General features: G+C 60.8%; 16 protein-coding genes. 7 read left to right on the top strand and 9 right to left on the bottom strand.

Features of this window, described 5'->3' with window-relative positions; all coding sequences use genetic code 11:
* Nucleotides 1–13: 13 nt before the first annotated feature.
* Nucleotides 14–922, bottom strand: a complete 909-nt coding sequence (gene hslO, locus KQ296_RS04400) for an Hsp33 family molecular chaperone HslO (RefSeq protein WP_011933393.1) — start codon at nt 920–922, stop codon at nt 14–16.
* Between the two features lie 21 nt (nt 923–943).
* Nucleotides 944–1576: an ABC transporter ATP-binding protein gene (locus tag KQ296_RS04395; protein ID WP_041428863.1), complete on the bottom strand. Its 633-nt coding sequence runs from the start codon at nt 1574–1576 to the stop codon at nt 944–946.
* 89 nt (nt 1577–1665) lie between these two features.
* Here KQ296_RS04395 and KQ296_RS04390 point away from each other — a divergent pair, with 89 nt between their 5' ends.
* Together KQ296_RS04390 and KQ296_RS04385 are read left to right on the top strand one after the other, a co-directional pair.
* A complete protein-coding gene (locus tag KQ296_RS04390; protein ID WP_011933391.1) occupies nt 1666–2115 on the top strand; it encodes a DUF3531 family protein in 450 nt (149 codons plus the stop codon).
* Nucleotides 2116–2121: 6 nt separating this feature from the next.
* Nucleotides 2122–2877, top strand: coding sequence for a 16S rRNA (uracil(1498)-N(3))-methyltransferase (locus tag KQ296_RS04385; RefSeq protein WP_011933390.1), 756 nt, complete (start codon nt 2122–2124; stop codon nt 2875–2877).
* Here KQ296_RS04385 and KQ296_RS04380 read toward each other — a convergent pair.
* Together KQ296_RS04380 and KQ296_RS04375 are read right to left on the bottom strand one after the other, a co-directional pair.
* Nucleotides 2865–3056 carry a hypothetical protein gene (locus KQ296_RS04380; protein ID WP_011933389.1) on the bottom strand — a complete coding sequence of 64 codons (192 nt, stop codon included), beginning with the start codon at nt 3054–3056 and terminating at the stop codon, nt 2865–2867. The two genes, KQ296_RS04385 and KQ296_RS04380, sit on opposite strands and share 13 nt — an antisense overlap.
* A 20-nt stretch (nt 3057–3076) precedes the next feature.
* Nucleotides 3077–3502, bottom strand: a complete 426-nt coding sequence (locus KQ296_RS04375; protein ID WP_259726366.1) for a hypothetical protein — start codon at nt 3500–3502, stop codon at nt 3077–3079.
* Nucleotides 3503–3567: 65 nt separating this feature from the next.
* Between KQ296_RS04375 and KQ296_RS04370 the strand changes: the two genes are divergently transcribed.
* Entirely contained in the window at nt 3568–4335 is a 768-nt protein-coding gene (locus tag KQ296_RS04370) for a DUF92 domain-containing protein (RefSeq protein ID WP_011933387.1), read from the top strand.
* Here KQ296_RS04370 and KQ296_RS04365 read toward each other — a convergent pair.
* The 3 genes from KQ296_RS04365 to KQ296_RS04355 form a co-directional block, all read right to left on the bottom strand.
* The gene (locus KQ296_RS04365) at nt 4262–5122 is read right to left on the bottom strand and encodes a sigma-70 family RNA polymerase sigma factor (protein ID WP_011933386.1); all 861 of its coding nucleotides are present in this window, start codon (nt 5120–5122) and stop codon (nt 4262–4264) included. The genes KQ296_RS04370 and KQ296_RS04365 overlap by 74 nt on opposite strands.
* A 114-nt stretch (nt 5123–5236) precedes the next feature.
* Nucleotides 5237–5776 (bottom strand): YqhA family protein, encoded by a 540-nt coding sequence (locus tag KQ296_RS04360; protein ID WP_011933385.1) that lies wholly within the window; start codon nt 5774–5776, stop codon nt 5237–5239.
* A 42-nt stretch (nt 5777–5818) separates the two neighbouring features.
* Nucleotides 5819–6109 (bottom strand): hypothetical protein, encoded by a 291-nt coding sequence (locus tag KQ296_RS04355; RefSeq protein ID WP_255486106.1) that lies wholly within the window; start codon nt 6107–6109, stop codon nt 5819–5821.
* Between the two features lie 27 nt (nt 6110–6136).
* Here KQ296_RS04355 and mfd point away from each other — a divergent pair, with 27 nt between their 5' ends.
* The 4 genes from mfd to KQ296_RS04335 all read left to right on the top strand — a co-directional run bounded on the left by mfd (nt 6137) and on the right by KQ296_RS04335 (nt 11117).
* Nucleotides 6137–9679 (top strand): transcription-repair coupling factor, encoded by a 3543-nt coding sequence (mfd, locus tag KQ296_RS04350; RefSeq protein ID WP_011933383.1) that lies wholly within the window; start codon nt 6137–6139, stop codon nt 9677–9679.
* 91 nt (nt 9680–9770) lie between these two features.
* Nucleotides 9771–9935: a hypothetical protein gene (locus KQ296_RS04345; RefSeq protein WP_011933382.1), complete on the top strand. Its 165-nt coding sequence runs from the start codon at nt 9771–9773 to the stop codon at nt 9933–9935.
* A 115-nt stretch (nt 9936–10050) separates the two neighbouring features.
* Nucleotides 10051–10536, top strand: coding sequence for a hypothetical protein (locus KQ296_RS04340; RefSeq protein WP_259726365.1), 486 nt, complete (start codon nt 10051–10053; stop codon nt 10534–10536).
* 50 nt (nt 10537–10586) lie between these two features.
* Nucleotides 10587–11117 carry a hypothetical protein gene (locus KQ296_RS04335; protein WP_259726364.1) on the top strand — a complete coding sequence of 177 codons (531 nt, stop codon included), beginning with the start codon at nt 10587–10589 and terminating at the stop codon, nt 11115–11117.
* Here KQ296_RS04335 and KQ296_RS04330 read toward each other — a convergent pair.
* Both KQ296_RS04330 and ispG read right to left on the bottom strand, forming a co-directional pair.
* A complete protein-coding gene (locus KQ296_RS04330) occupies nt 11072–12424 on the bottom strand; it encodes a S41 family peptidase (RefSeq protein WP_011933379.1) in 1353 nt (450 codons plus the stop codon). The two genes, KQ296_RS04335 and KQ296_RS04330, sit on opposite strands and share 46 nt — an antisense overlap.
* Nucleotides 12425–12460: 36 nt before the next feature.
* Nucleotides 12461–13696 carry a (E)-4-hydroxy-3-methylbut-2-enyl-diphosphate synthase gene (gene ispG, locus KQ296_RS04325; protein WP_011933378.1) on the bottom strand — a complete coding sequence of 412 codons (1236 nt, stop codon included), beginning with the start codon at nt 13694–13696 and terminating at the stop codon, nt 12461–12463.
* Between the last annotated feature and the right edge of the window lie 16 nt (nt 13697–13712).

The following is a 13712-nucleotide window of genomic DNA, read 5'->3' as shown; positions in this document are numbered from 1 at the left end:
GCCAGAGTTTTGATCAAGCCAGGCTTTTGATCAGTGCTGCAAGCTCGTCTTCATTCACTTTGTAGACCTCGCTGCAGAAGTGACAGGTGAGTTCGGCGCCTCGATCGTTTTCGAGCATGTCGTTGAGCTCTTCTGAACCCAGCAGGGTGAGGGCTCCCAGGCTGCGTTCTCGGCTGCAGGGGCAGTGAAATTCCACCGGTTGCATCGGTTCGCCGCTTGGAATCGGTTGCGGATCCAGGTCGGGGAACACCTGTTGGATGAGCTGCTCCGGGTGATCACCACAACGGTTCAGCTGGTCGCTGAAATCCTGAATCTCACGGCAGCGTTCCTCGAGCAAGGCCACCAAAGCGGGCTCTTCGGCTGCTTTCGGGAGAACCTGCACCAGCAATCCACCGCTGCTCTGCAGGCCATCACTGTTGATGGTTTCACCCACGAACACAGCGGATGGCGTTTGTTCGGAGTGCAGCAGGTACGACGCCACATCATCACCGATGCAACCGCTCACCAGCTCCACTGTGCTGCTGAAGGGTTCCCCTTTGCCTTCGTCACGCACAACGTGCAGATAACCCGTTCCCGCGGCCGATGTGAAGTCGAATCCGGCCTGGCCGTTGGCTGTCCGCACAGGATCGAGTTCCAAACCTGGATTCCCCACGTAGCCACGCACCCGTCCATCCCGGCCGGCATCCACCGAAAGCCCTCGGATCGGACCATCCGAGCCCAGCCTGAGATTCACCCGGCCGTGGCTCACTTTCATGGAACTGGCCAACAGAAGCCCCGCACTCATGGCCCGACCCAACATCACGGTGGTCAGGTACGACAGCCCATGGCGTGACTGGGCATAGCGGGTTGTCTCGCCGGTGGTCACGGCGACAATCCGGATTCCTCCTCCGGCTGCGGTTGCCCGCACCAGCCGATCAGCCATGGGCTCACTGCATCGCAGCGGTCATGGTGACAGAGGGCGCAGTTGGCCGTCGCGCAGCTGCCGGTGCTCGCAGTTCCAGTTCAAGAACAGTTCGGGTTCATGGGTGACCACGATCAGAACCCGTTGTCGCGAGAGGTTGTAGAGCAAATCCAGCACCTCACCACGCACCGACCAGTCCAGGCCCGCGGTGGGCTCATCAAGAAGCAACACCTCCGGTTTCCTCAGCAGTTGCACCGCCAGAGCCAGCCGGCGTTGTTGACCACCACTGAGCCGCTCTGGAGCCTGTCGATTGTCCACCCCATGCAGTCCTACCTGGCTGAGGACCTCGATCTGCTCGCTACCCGACAGCCTGCGGTGACCCAGTTTCAGTTCCTGGCTCACGCTCAGTCCCAGAAAGTGACGTTCAGGAAATTGGAAGACGACACCACAAAGCCAGCGTCGCTGGCGTTGATTCAGGCTCGCCCCCTTCCAGGTGATGGAGCCGGATTGGGCGCCGGCCATGCCGCTGATGACCTCCAGCAGGCTGGTTTTGCCGCTGCCGCTTTCCCCTGAAATCAGCAGAGGGCTGCCCTCCTGAGCTCTGAGAGACGCTCCCTGGAGAATGGCGCGCTCTGAAGTCGCTGGTTTGTAGTGGAGATCCGTGAGTTCCAGCATGTTCTGAACGCGCTGCATCCCTTCACAAGGAAACCCAGCATGGTCGATCCGCCAGAAGCCAGCGATGATGCAGGAGTCTCCTGAAGGTCATGCACGTTCGCTTCCGAGAGGTCGACCCCTTCAATTGCTGGCTCTGGCTGCGATTCAGCGAAGTTCCCAGTCAGGGGGAGCGCAACTACGTCGATGGCATCTTCGACAGCTGGTATGTGCTGGGGAGGCTCGGAGGATTCAATGCCGAGTCCATGCAGGTGCACGAGGAGGGAGATGAGCTCAGTTGGATGAGTTACGACAACGACGAGTCCACCTCAGTGATGCCGGCCTTGATGCACAACATGGGGCAGCTCGAGTACGAGCAAGACTGGGCGCGTTGTTGGGTTGATCTCGGAACAAGCGACGGGGTGTGCCTGGATGTGTTGATTAACGCCCTGCGTCAACTCGATTCCGATCTTGTGCAGATTGAGGAATTGCTGATCGGTGGCGTGAACGACGATTGGCCGGTTGAAGACCATCCGGACAGCATCTTTCCTGGCATGAGTTGAGCGGCTGTGGCTGAGCGACGGCGGCTGCTGATCGAACCGGCCAGGCTTCGTGACGCCCAGGCGCTGGGCCGTCTTGGTCTCACCGCTGCGGAGGCGCGCTACCTGAAGCGGGTGCTCCGCCTGCGTCCTGGTGCCGAGGTGCACGTGGTGGATGGTTGCGGCCAGTTGTTCGGTACCCGCCTCACCCCAGAGGGTGAGCTTTCGCTCGATCGTGGCGCTGATGCACGTCTTCAAACCCTTGCAGCCCCCCAACCACGCTTGGGATTGGCCGTGGCGTTGATGCGCCGCGGGATGGATGAGGTGATGCGCATGGCCTGCGAGCTGGGGGTGGATCACTTGCAACCTCTTCAGGCCCAACGGTCTGTCCCGCAGGCGGAATGCAGGCCGGATCGCTGGGGGGTGATCCTGCGCGAAGCGGTGGAGCAATGTGAACGTCTCTGGGCCCCTGAGCTCCTGCCCGTGCTGTCCTCAGACGACTGGTGGAACGGTCCTTCTGGGCAGAGCCTGCGCCTGATTGCGGTGACCCGTGATCAAGCCTCTACGGATCTGTCAACGCTGTTGGCGGCGCATGGGGCCGGGGCTGGTTGCTGTTGGATCGCCATCGGGCCTGAGGGTGGTTGGACGAGCGACGAGCTGCGATCCGCGGCCGAGGCCGGCTGGTGTGGCGTTGGTCTTGGCGACACAATCCTGCGCAGCTCCACGGCTGCAGTGGCTGCTGCCACGGCCCTCTGCAGTTGGAGGCGAGCCGTTCAGCGCACCTGACGCTTGTACGCATCCATCAGCTGACGTCCCTTGACCCCCATCCGGCGCAGACGGGCGATGCGCGCGCTCGTGAGGGGTTGTTCGCGGGACGAGCTGGGCTTGGTCTCCTCGGGATTGGCACGATCACCACCTCCGATCCAGCTCAGAAAGCCATTTGATCGCTTGGATTTCAAGGTCATCTTCGACAGTGAGGTCAACGTCAGCTCTTGAACATTTCAGACGCCATGGAGCGGAAATTGGAGAGGTTGCGTCCGGGCTTGCGCTTGCCAGGTTGAATGCTGGAGCCGGGTTTGAGGGCTTCTGGAGCGAAGGTGACGTATTGAACAGCAGGGCGGGATGCTTCGGTAGCAGCCAGTTCCGCGGCGATGGCCTCCGCGGTGGTGAGGGAGGGTTTGGCATTGGTGCTGGTCGACGCTGCCTGAACCCCGCCAGTGGCTGGAACTGCCACCGCAGCAGCAGTCGCTGGCGTTGATACAACAGCGGCTGTGTCGTCCCCGTCGTCTGGGGATTCGCTCACGGTTCTGACCGTGCCGAGCTGAAGCTTTGGAGTCTCAGCCGCCTTCCCCGTATCGAGTTCGAGATAAAAACCCTTGCGCAGCAGCACCATGCGGATCCGGAGTGACACCACTGGTGATTATCCGCGCAAGCGCAGCCTCCAGCGTTGATGCTTAGGGCAGTGCAACACAAGCCATGGCTTTTCCTTCGCCAGATTTTCCAACCCAGGAGCCGATGCTCTGGCTGACGGCGTTGGTGGTGAACGGTGTTCTGATCAGCGTGGCGCAACGCTTTCCGGTGCTGACGCGTGCCGGGTGGTGTCACGCGGGGATTCTGGGCACGGTGCTCTGGGGATCCTTGGGTTGGCGCGGTTGGCTTGCGGTGGTGGCCTACCTGGTTTTGGGCTCGCTGGTCACCAAGCTTGGATTTGCCCGCAAGCTTGATCTGGGTCTCGCCGAGGCCAGAGGGGGGCGACGCGGCCCTGAAAATGTCTGGGGTTCAGCCTTCACCGGTTTGGTGCTGGCGATGCTCATTGCCGCCGGGCTTGGATCAGAGCGTCTGCTGCTGATCGGTTTTGCTGCCAGTTTCGCGGCCAAGCTTGCCGATACGTTCGGCAGTGAAATCGGTAAGCGTTGGGGGCGCACCACCCTGCTGATCACCACGTTGCGGCCTGTGCCGGCCGGTACTGAGGGGGCTGTGAGCGTGGAGGGAACCCTTGCCAGTGCGGCGGGAAGTTTGTTGATGACCCTGGTGATGGCACTGCTGGGGCTGCTCACTTCGGCATCCGCCATCGTGCTGGTGTCGGTTGTTGGACTGCTCTCCACGCTGCTTGAGAGTTTGCTGGGGGCCACTGGCCAGGGCCGATGGCCCTGGCTCAGCAACGAACTGGTTAATGGGTTGCAGACGGCCTGGGCTGCGCTGCTGGCGATGGCAGCGGTAGCACTTCTGGGGATGCTGCACTGAAGGCTGCTGCAGCCCTGCGGCGCAGGTGCTGCAGGGTGTTGCGCATGATTGTCGAGAGGGTTCGTCGATCCATGCCCTCCCTCTCAGCCAGCTTGCCGAGGGGGATCCCATCGATCCAGTGCGACCAGAGCCAGCGGCGATGGGTTGGATCAAGGCTCTGCAGAGCCTCGTGCAACCAATGGTGTTGGGGGTCGTCTTGCGCCTCGCTCTCAGGGCTGGGAAGCAGATCGATCCGTTCGCTTGCTTCTGTGGCATCCGTTCGGCCTCCCCTGGGAACTGGTGCGTTCAGCGACAGCAGGCGTTGCCCTTGATGGGTGCTTTTCGCCAGCTGCCAGCGTTGAGGGGCTACCCCCAGAGCGGCGGCCAGATCTGCATCGCTGAAGGGTGCCTGGCCTGCCTGCAGACGCTGCTCCTGCAAGCGCATGCCGCGGGTGTGCAGATCCTTGATCCGCCAAGGAATCCTCAAGGTGTGCAAGCGATCGCGCCTGTAATGAAGAATCTGTCCTGTGGCTTTTGGAATCGCGTAGCTGCTCACCTGATGGCCTCGGGAGGGCTCGAAGCGGTCCAAACTCTTCACGAGTCCAAGACGAGCTTCCTGGCAGAGGTCGTCGTACTCGCCACCGCCCCTGGGCAACTGTTGATTGGCGGCATGGTGAGCCAGCCCCAGGTGTTGCAACACCAGGCCATTGCGCTTTTGGATGGATGCAGGAATTGGGCGGTGCTGCTCCCGGCGCTGGAGGCGTTCGAGCCGGCGGCAGGGTGGGGTTGGTGCTGTGGTGGAGCTCATTTGCTGGCAAGGCGTTGGAACCCCTTCACCGTCCGCTGCCTGTGCCTTTGGATGCCTCCCCCCTAGGGATGAACGCGCTTCACTCTTGCGGGGGATGCAAACCCAGATCCCGTTTCAGTGCTTGCCCGTGCGACCGATCAAATAGGCACTGAAGGCCAGCATCAGCACCCCTGCGCAGTACTGCAGGAGTTCGGTGATGGTTTTCACCTCGAAGCTCACCATCAGCTTGAAGGCGGTCACGATCAGGGCCACGATGATCACCTTGGTGAGTTTCTGCTTCAGCCCATCAAGGGATTCGATGTTGAGCAGATTGCGCCGTTCTTGGGAGTTGTCCTGCTGGCGAACATCGATGTCGGAAATAATCAGCTCGTAGATGCCATAGCCGAAAATCAGCAGGGCTATTCCGATCAGGTAGAAATCAATTCCACCCACCACCTTGCCGATTAACAGCGTGCTGTTGGCGTAAGTGAACTGCCCTTGCACCACCTTCCCGAGCACTGTGAGTTCCTCGTAGGTGCCAAGCACGAAGCAACTGACGCTGCCGATCAGGCTCATCACCACAGGAATGAGCGTGATCAGGCGAAACCTCCAGATTGCAGTCTCGAAACGACGCTCCAACCGCGCTTTGCGGAGCGGTGTGCGGTTGTCGCCCATGGTCTCTCGATCTCTCGGTCTTCCTTAGCAGCCCATCGGCCGTCAGGTTGTGGTTTGGGACGCCGCCGGTCGGGGTGGCGGGGGCGGGGTGAGCAGGGCGGGGATGGAGATGGCGATCAAAGCCGAACCAACCGTGAGCAACACCAGCAGAGGTCCTGGGCGCACCAGCGGTTGGCGCTCCATCACGGTGTTGCAGCGGGCACACACCGGCACGGACCCTTTCGGGGGATGGAGAACGATCGCAGGACCGCAACAGCATTCGGGGCAGCGGTAGCGGGGCATAGGACGCAGAGCCTGGTGCAGCGCACGAAACCGTGCAGTGGATTGCGACAATCATGCGTTGCCGCTCGTGGTCACGCCATGCCCCTCAGCTCCCTGGTGCGTCTGCTTCAGACCTCGGCGCTGAGCGGTGAACTGTGTGAGCGGATCGAGCGCTCTGATCGCTTGTTGCTGCGTGGCGCTGGTCGCGCTGCCCGCGCTTTGGTGGCCAGTGCCATGGCCCGCCATCAAGACCGGCCCCTGCTGGTGGTGGTGCCCACCCTGGAGGAGGCCGGTCGCTGGACTGCGCTGCTTGAGCTGATGGGGTGGCGCAGTGCCCAGCTGTATCCCACCAGCGAAGGCTCCCCCTACGAACCCTTCGATCCCACCAGTGAGATCACCTGGGGACAGCTGCAGGTGCTCAGCGAATTGCAGGTGGAGGGGCAAAGCCGCGACCTGGCGATCGTGGCCACAGAGCGTTGCCTTCAGCCCCACCTCCCGCCGCCGCAGGTTCTCGCTGACCGCTGCCGCACCCTGCGCAAAGGCGACAGCATCGACCTGGAGGCGTTGGCCGTGTCTCTTAGCCAACTGGGATATGAGCGGGTGTCGACAATCGACCAGGAAGGAACCTGGAGTCGGCGCGGGGACATCGTTGATGTATTTCCGGTGAGCAGTGAGCTCCCGGTGCGGCTTGAGTTCTTCGGCGATGAACTCGACAAACTCAGGGAGTTCGACCCCGCCAGCCAGCGATCCCTGGATCCGATCGACAGCCTGCGGTTGACCCCGACTGGCTTCAGCCCCCTCATCGCTGAAGCCCTGCGCGAGTCGATGCCCGATGGACTGGATCAGCTTCTCAGTGATCAGGCTCTCAATGAGCTTCTCGAAGGCGGCACCCCGGAAGGCATGCGCCGGTTGCTCGGGCTGGCCTGGCAGGAACCCGCGTCACTTCTCGATTATTTGCCTGCAGCGTGTTGCGTTGCCATTGATGAGCGCCGCCATGGACGCTCCCATGGTGAGCAATGGTTTGATCACGCCGAGGAGCATCGCGGCGATCTCGGCCTGCCGTTGCCAAGACTCCACCGTTCCATCGATCAGGCCATGGCTCTGGCCTCTGCCTTCCATGGGTTCGATTTGGCGGAGCTCCAGGAGCAGGACGACCATCCCAATGCCTTTGATCTCAACAGCCGGCCGGTGCCGGCGTATCCCAATCAGTTCGGCAAGCTTGGCGAGCTGATCAAGGGCTATCAGCAGCAGAAGCAAGCGGTCTGGCTGCTGTCGGCCCAGCCCAGTCGTGCCGTTGCCCTGCTCGAAGAACACGACTGCATCAGTCGTTTCGTTCCCAATGCGGCCGATGCCGGGGCGATTGAACGCTTGGTTGAGCAGAGCACACCGGTGGCCCTGAAAACCCGCGGCACCGCTGATCTCGAGGGACTGCAGTTGCCCGCCTGGCGTGTTGTTCTGATCACCGACCGCGAATTCTTCGGCCAGCAGACACTCACCAGCACGGGATATGTGCGGCGGCGGCGCAAGGCGGCCAGTCGCACCGTGGATCCCAACAAAATGCGCCCCGGCGATTTTGTGGTGCATCGCAACCACGGCATCGGTCGCTTTCAGAAACTCGAAAAGCTCGCCATCAGTGGCGAGGTGCGCGACTACCTCGTCGTGCAGTACGCCGACGGCATTTTGCGGGTGGCAGCCGACCAGTTGGGAAGTCTGGGCCGGTACCGGGCCAACAGCGATGCTCCCCCTCAACTCAGCAAGATGGGCGGTTCGGCCTGGGTGAAAGCCAAGGAACGGGCCAGTAAGGCTCTGCGCAAAGTGGCGCTTGATCTGGTGAAGCTCTATGCCGAGCGCCATCAGGCCCCTGGGTTCGCCTTTCCGGTGGATGGTCCTTGGCAGAGCGAGCTTGAGGAGTCATTCCCCTATGAACCAACGCCCGACCAGCTCAAGGCCACGGCCGAGGTCAAGAAAGACATGGAGAAGTCTCAACCGATGGACCGGCTGGTGTGTGGTGATGTGGGCTTTGGCAAGACCGAGGTGGCGATTCGGGCGATCTTCAAAGCCATCACCGCAGGACGTCAGGTGGCCATGCTCGCCCCCACCACGGTGCTGGCCCAGCAGCACTGGCGCACCCTCTCCGAACGGTTCGCTCCGTATCCGATCAAGGTGGCTCTGCTGAACCGGTTCCGTACGGCCGGCGAACGCAAGTCCATTCTCGAGGGATTGAAGAAAGGCACCATCGATGCTGTGGTGGGCACCCATCAGTTGCTCAGCAAAAGCACAGCATTCGACAAGCTTGGTCTTCTTGTGGTGGATGAAGAGCAGCGCTTCGGCGTGAACCAGAAGGAGAAGATCAAAGCTCTGCGCAAGGACGTTGACGTGCTCACGCTGTCAGCAACACCGATTCCGCGCACGCTCTACATGAGTCTGTCCGGTGTGAGGGAGATGAGCCTGATCACCACACCACCTCCGTTGCGGCGTCCGATCAAAACCCATCTCGCTGCTCTCGATGAAGAGGCGATCCGCAGTGCGATTCGTCAGGAACTGGATCGGGGCGGGCAGGTGTTCTACGTGGTGCCTCGCGTGGAAGGCATTGAGGATGTGGCCGCTCAGCTGCGTCAGATGCTGCCTGGACTGAAGCTCTTGGTGGCCCACGGCCAGATGGCTGAGGGTGAACTGGAGAGCGCCATGGTGGCCTTCAACGGAGGTGAAGCCGATGTGATGCTTTGCACCACGATCGTGGAAAGCGGTCTCGACATTCCTCGGGTCAACACGATTCTCATCGAGGATGCCCATCGCTTCGGACTCGCCCAGCTGTATCAGTTGCGCGGACGGGTGGGTCGCAGTGGCATTCAGGCGCATGCCTGGTTGTTCTATCCCGGCAATGCCTCGTTGAGTGAGGCAGCGCGTCAGCGACTGCGGGCGATTCAGGAATTCGCTCAGTTGGGAAGTGGTTATCAATTGGCCATGCGCGATATGGAGATTCGCGGCGTCGGCAACCTGCTGGGTGTGGAGCAGAGCGGACAGATGGAAGCGATCGGCTTCGATCTCTACATGGAGATGTTGCAGGAGTCTTTGGCGGAGATCCAAGGGCAAGACATTCCTTCTGTGGATGACACCCAGGTGGATCTCCAGGTCACAGCCTTCATTCCTGCGGACTGGATCACCGATGCTGACGAGAAGATGGCTGCGTATCGGGCTGCAGCGGAATGCCTCAGCGGTGATGAACTCGTGGAACTGGCTGCGCTCTGGGCCGACCGTTATGGCGCGCTGCCAGGACCGGTTCAGTCCTTGCTGCAGCTCATGAATCTGAAGCTTCTGGCCAAGCGCTGCGGTTTTTCCCGCATCCGTCCGGAGAAGCCCAACATCGCTCTGGAGACGCCCATGGAAGAGCCTGCCTTCAGGCTTCTTCGCCAGGGCTTGCCTCAGCATCTCCACGGCCGCTTGGTGTACCAGACCGGAACAGGCGCGTCGGCCAAGGTGCTGGCCCGCGGGCTTGGGGTTTTGCCGATGGACAAACAGCTCGACGAGCTCAAGGGTTGGCTGGAGCAGATGGCGGCTCAGATCCCGGGAGTTGATGGTTTGACCACCGAACAGCGCGAGCAACAGCAGAAGGAACGCAACGAGGCTGTTCTCAGCGTTTGAACCCTGGGGCGTCGCTGTGCCCCAGGAACATGAGAAAGTCCCGACACATTGCGCAATTCTTCGTTACAGTGGTTCTCAGATAAAGGGAACCATGGGCGAATTCATCGATCCGATCAGTTCCGCGGGCTCCCTTGGCCTGCTGTCGAGCCTTGTTGGAGCTGCCGCCCTTGGTGTTTATGCCTTGTGGCAAGACGATTCCCAAAACGACGATGATGATTCGAGCCCTGGCGGTGGCTTGATGCAACCGATCGCCTGAACCGTTCGCTTTTCACGGGTCAGTCATATTCCGTCAGAACCATCACCCAGTTGGGTGATGGTTTTTTTAATGCATCGTCCGAGGGTGGATGGGTCCCTTGTTGCGGTCCCTCACCATGCCTTCAAGGTGTCTGGCCCTTTGGTTCGGCGGTGTTTCTGTAGTTGTTCTGGGTGTTCTGCCCGCTCACGCGACATCCTGGGAAGCCATTGATGCCCTGCGGGGAAGGCTGACCCGCGCCGGGGTGCGTGTTGTTCAGCAGGACTGTTCCCGTCGCGGTTTGCAGGGCCTGTACCACCCCAGAAGTGACACCCTCGTGGTCTGCCGATCGCATCAGACACCCTCTCAGGTGTGGGACACCCTGGCCCATGAAGCCACCCATCGCATGCAGACGTGCGCTGGTGGACCGATCACCGACCAGCGGCATCACCGTTCGATGGCGGCCGCTCTGATGCGCAATCACCCCTCCGAATTTCGTTCCATGCGTGCCTACCCCCGGAATCAGCAACTGGCGGAGCTGGAAGCCAGGTACACGGCAAAGCTTCCTCCCCAGCAGGTTCTCCGGCTGTTTGACCGGTATTGCGGATCGCAGATTCGTGTTTAGGCGTTTGCACTGCCTACCTGCTCACCCTGTTCTTTTGTCCTCTTGATCGAATGAATTCAGTTCTCATGCAACTTGCCATGGCCGCGCTCGGCCAGTTCGCCGGTGGCGGAAGCGGCCTGCCCGTGGCCATGCCCGCTGGCGGTTTTCCGGCCGGCATCGGTGTGCCAACGGCACCGGTGCTGGTACCTCGCCGTTCACGCCCCGTGCTGTCCCCCGCTGGCCAGACCTCCTCTTTGCAACTGGCCTCTTTGGCCACGGTGACTTGCCTTTTGCGTGAGGGACAGCTCAGCCGTCATCAGGCGCTCACCATGCTGAGTCGTCAGGGTGATGCCTGGGGTTGGGATTCTCAGTGGGGACAGCGCATTCCTCTCAGCCGGGTTGATCAAGCCATTCGTGCCGCTGGTGGCTGCAAAACGATGGTGAGCCGGATTCGAGAAACAAGGCCCACCTCTCCTTATTCAGCCGTTGTTCCCGCCAGTGAGCGACCGCGTTTCGGCGGCAGTCGCAGTGAGCAGGAGGGTTTCGGTCTCTATCCCTACCGCCGAAGAGCTGATTGCAGATTGGCGCTGCCAGGCCGGTAGGCCTGGCCCCTCTCCGGAGAGCGCAGGGCCTTGATCAGCGTGGTCTCTGCCGTTCTGTACTGACTGTCTTTCCCCGTCCCCAGCTGTTCAACAGTGAGCGATTGAATTTCCTCTTCGCTCAGTTCGACGGGAACATCGGGGCGGATCCCGTTTTTATGGATGTCTGTGCCTTTCGGGGTGAGGTATTTGGCAATCGTGACAGTGAGTCCTGAACCATCGGAGAGTCCCCGGACCGACTGCACAAGACCCTTGCCGAAGGTTTTCTGACCGACCAGCACAGCACGGTTGTTGTCCTGCAGGGCACCCGAGAGAATTTCACTGGCACTGGCGGATCCCTCGTTCACAAGCACCACGACGGGGCGGTCGGTGACCGCACTGCCTGTGGCGCGACGCACGTCCTGAATGCCGTCGCGTGTTTTGGTGCTGACGATCGTGCCTTCGTCCAACCATTGGCGAGCGATGTCCACACTCGCCTCCAAGAGGCCGCCGGGATTGCTGCGCAGATCGAGAACAAATCCTTGGGCACCCTGTTTCTCAAGCTCCCGGATGGCAGTTCTCATCTCCCGGGAGGCTTTGGCATTGAACTGTTTCAGACGGATATACCCGACCTTGGTGCCATCGGACCCTGTGTTCAGCCGACTCTCGACAGCGTTGATTTCAATGCGTGCTCGCTTCAGGGGAACCGTGACCACTTCCCCCTTGCGGCGCAGTCCGAGGGTAACTTCACTCCCTTCCTGGCCGCGGATCAGCTTCACCGCGTCCTCGGTGGTCATCCCCTTGGTGGATTCGCCATCGATCGAAACGATCACGTCCTTGGGTTGAACACCGGCTTTCGATGCTGGGGTTCCTTCGATCGGAGACACCACTACGATTTCTTTGGTGTCTTTGTCGAGCGTGATCTGAATGCCAACCCCGGTGAGTTCACCGGAGGTGTCGATCTGCATCTGTTTGAACTCTTTCGGGTCCAAAAAGCGCGTGTAGGGATCGTCAAGGCTGGCCAGCATCCCCCGAATCGCTTCATACGATTCGTCGGTGCCTGCATAACTCTTGTTCAGCAAGTCGCGGCGCAGACTTGTCCAGCGTTCCGGTGAATACTGACCCGTGGAATCCAGATAATCGCGGTAAACAATTTGCCAAACCTGGTCGATGACCTCTTTCGGGCTGTCGGTGATCGACGACGAGGTTGTACTGGGTAGGCCCAGACCCGGTGCCGCGATTGCCACGGCGGCTGCAATGCCTCCGGCACCAAGAATCAGCAGCAAGCCTTTGCGATTGGACGGCTCAGTGCTCATGCGGGGAGTGGGCATAACGTCCTGAAGGACTGATTCTTCAGAGTAACGACATCAGGCGGGATCCACCCAGCGTCCATCGTCCTTGATGAGCTGGATCAGTGCTTCAACCCCTTCGGTTTCCGGCACCTTGCGGATCTCTTCACGCCCCCTGTACAGGGAGATGATTCCAGGGGTTTTTCCCACATAACCGTAGTCAGCATCTGCCATCTCGCCTGGGCCGTTCACAATGCAACCCATCACGGCGATGTCGAGACCGGTGAGGTGGGATGTGGCATCCCGCACCTGATTAAGCACCTCCTCAAGATTAAACAAAGTGCGACCGCAGCTTGGGCACGCCACGTATTCCACCATCGTTTTGCGCAATCCCAGGGCTTGCAGGATTGAGAAGCAGACAGGAATTTCTTTTTCGGGTGCTTCGGTGAGTGACACCCGGATTGTGTCCCCGAGGCCCTCTGCCAGAAGCGTGGCGATCCCGGCGGTGCTCTTGATGCGTCCGTAGTCGCCGTCACCCGCTTCGGTCACGCCAAGGTGAAGGGGGTAGTGGAAGCCCTCGCGATCCAGAGTGTCGGCCATCAGGCGGTATGCCGCCAACATCACCGGAGCGCGGGAGGCTTTCATCGAAATCACGATGTTGTGGAAGTCGAGTTCATCGCAGAGACGCACGAATTCCATGGCGGATTCCACCATTCCCTCGGGCGTGTCGCCGTAGGTGAACAACATGCGTTCGGCTAGGGATCCATGGTTCACGCCAATGCGCAGGGCCTTGTTCTGCGTCTTGAGCACCTCCACAAGAGGAGCGAAGTCATCTTTGATGCGTCGACCGATGGCTTCGAATTCCTCACGGCTGAAGTCCTGCCGACCCGGGTCGGGTTTGTCGAACACAAACAGCCCTGGATTGATGCGCACCTTGTCAACGTGCTTCGCGACTTCGAGGGCAATGCGGATGCCGTTGTGGTGCACGTCGGCAACGAGGGGAACACCACAGCCTTGCGCTCTCAAAGCGGCGCGGATGTCTCCCATGGCCTTGGCGTGCGCCATGGAGGGTGTGGTGACGCGAACAATCTCGCAGCCGGCATCAGCAAGTCGGCGGATGCCGGCAACAGCACCCTCAATATCGAGGGTGTCTTCATTGATCATCGACTGAACGGCGACCGGATGCTCACTGCCAATCGGCACGTCACCCACCATCACGGTGCGGGTCCGGCGTCGATGGATCACCGTGTCGTAGCGCTGATTCCGAGCGGTGTCGTTGCCGGTCTGAGAAGCGGTGGCCAGGGTGCCGGTCATGGATCGTTCAGGGACC

This window comes from Synechococcus sp. CS-197 (assembly GCF_025128215.1).
GTDB lineage: Bacteria > Cyanobacteriota > Cyanobacteriia > PCC-6307 > Cyanobiaceae > Synechococcus_C.
The sequence above is the reverse complement of the archived record's forward strand: the minus strand, read 5'-3'. Positions and strand labels throughout refer to the sequence as shown.

Bases quoted from the DNA above. Each gene is read 5' to 3' on its own strand.
- hslO (WP_011933393.1), bottom strand. From the start codon at position 922: ATGGCTGATCGGCTGGTGCGGGCAACCGCAGCCGGAGGAGGAATCCGG.
- KQ296_RS04345 (WP_011933382.1), top strand. From the start codon at position 9,771: ATGGGCGAATTCATCGATCCGATCAGTTCCGCGGGCTCCCTTGGCCTG.
- KQ296_RS04395 (WP_041428863.1), bottom strand. From the start codon at position 1,576: ATGCTGGAACTCACGGATCTCCACTACAAACCAGCGACTTCAGAGCGC.
- KQ296_RS04380 (WP_011933389.1), bottom strand. From the start codon at position 3,056: ATGACCTTGAAATCCAAGCGATCAAATGGCTTTCTGAGCTGGATCGGA.
- KQ296_RS04330 (WP_011933379.1), bottom strand. From the start codon at position 12,424: ATGCCCACTCCCCGCATGAGCACTGAGCCGTCCAATCGCAAAGGCTTG.
- KQ296_RS04335 (WP_259726364.1), top strand. From the start codon at position 10,587: ATGAATTCAGTTCTCATGCAACTTGCCATGGCCGCGCTCGGCCAGTTC.
- ispG (WP_011933378.1), bottom strand. From the start codon at position 13,696: ATGACCGGCACCCTGGCCACCGCTTCTCAGACCGGCAACGACACCGCT.
- mfd (WP_011933383.1), top strand. From the start codon at position 6,137: ATGCCCCTCAGCTCCCTGGTGCGTCTGCTTCAGACCTCGGCGCTGAGC.
- KQ296_RS04370 (WP_011933387.1), top strand. From the start codon at position 3,568: ATGGCTTTTCCTTCGCCAGATTTTCCAACCCAGGAGCCGATGCTCTGG.
- KQ296_RS04340 (WP_259726365.1), top strand. From the start codon at position 10,051: ATGCCTTCAAGGTGTCTGGCCCTTTGGTTCGGCGGTGTTTCTGTAGTT.
- KQ296_RS04390 (WP_011933391.1), top strand. From the start codon at position 1,666: ATGCACGTTCGCTTCCGAGAGGTCGACCCCTTCAATTGCTGGCTCTGG.
- KQ296_RS04365 (WP_011933386.1), bottom strand. From the start codon at position 5,122: ATGAGCTCCACCACAGCACCAACCCCACCCTGCCGCCGGCTCGAACGC.
- KQ296_RS04360 (WP_011933385.1), bottom strand. From the start codon at position 5,776: ATGGGCGACAACCGCACACCGCTCCGCAAAGCGCGGTTGGAGCGTCGT.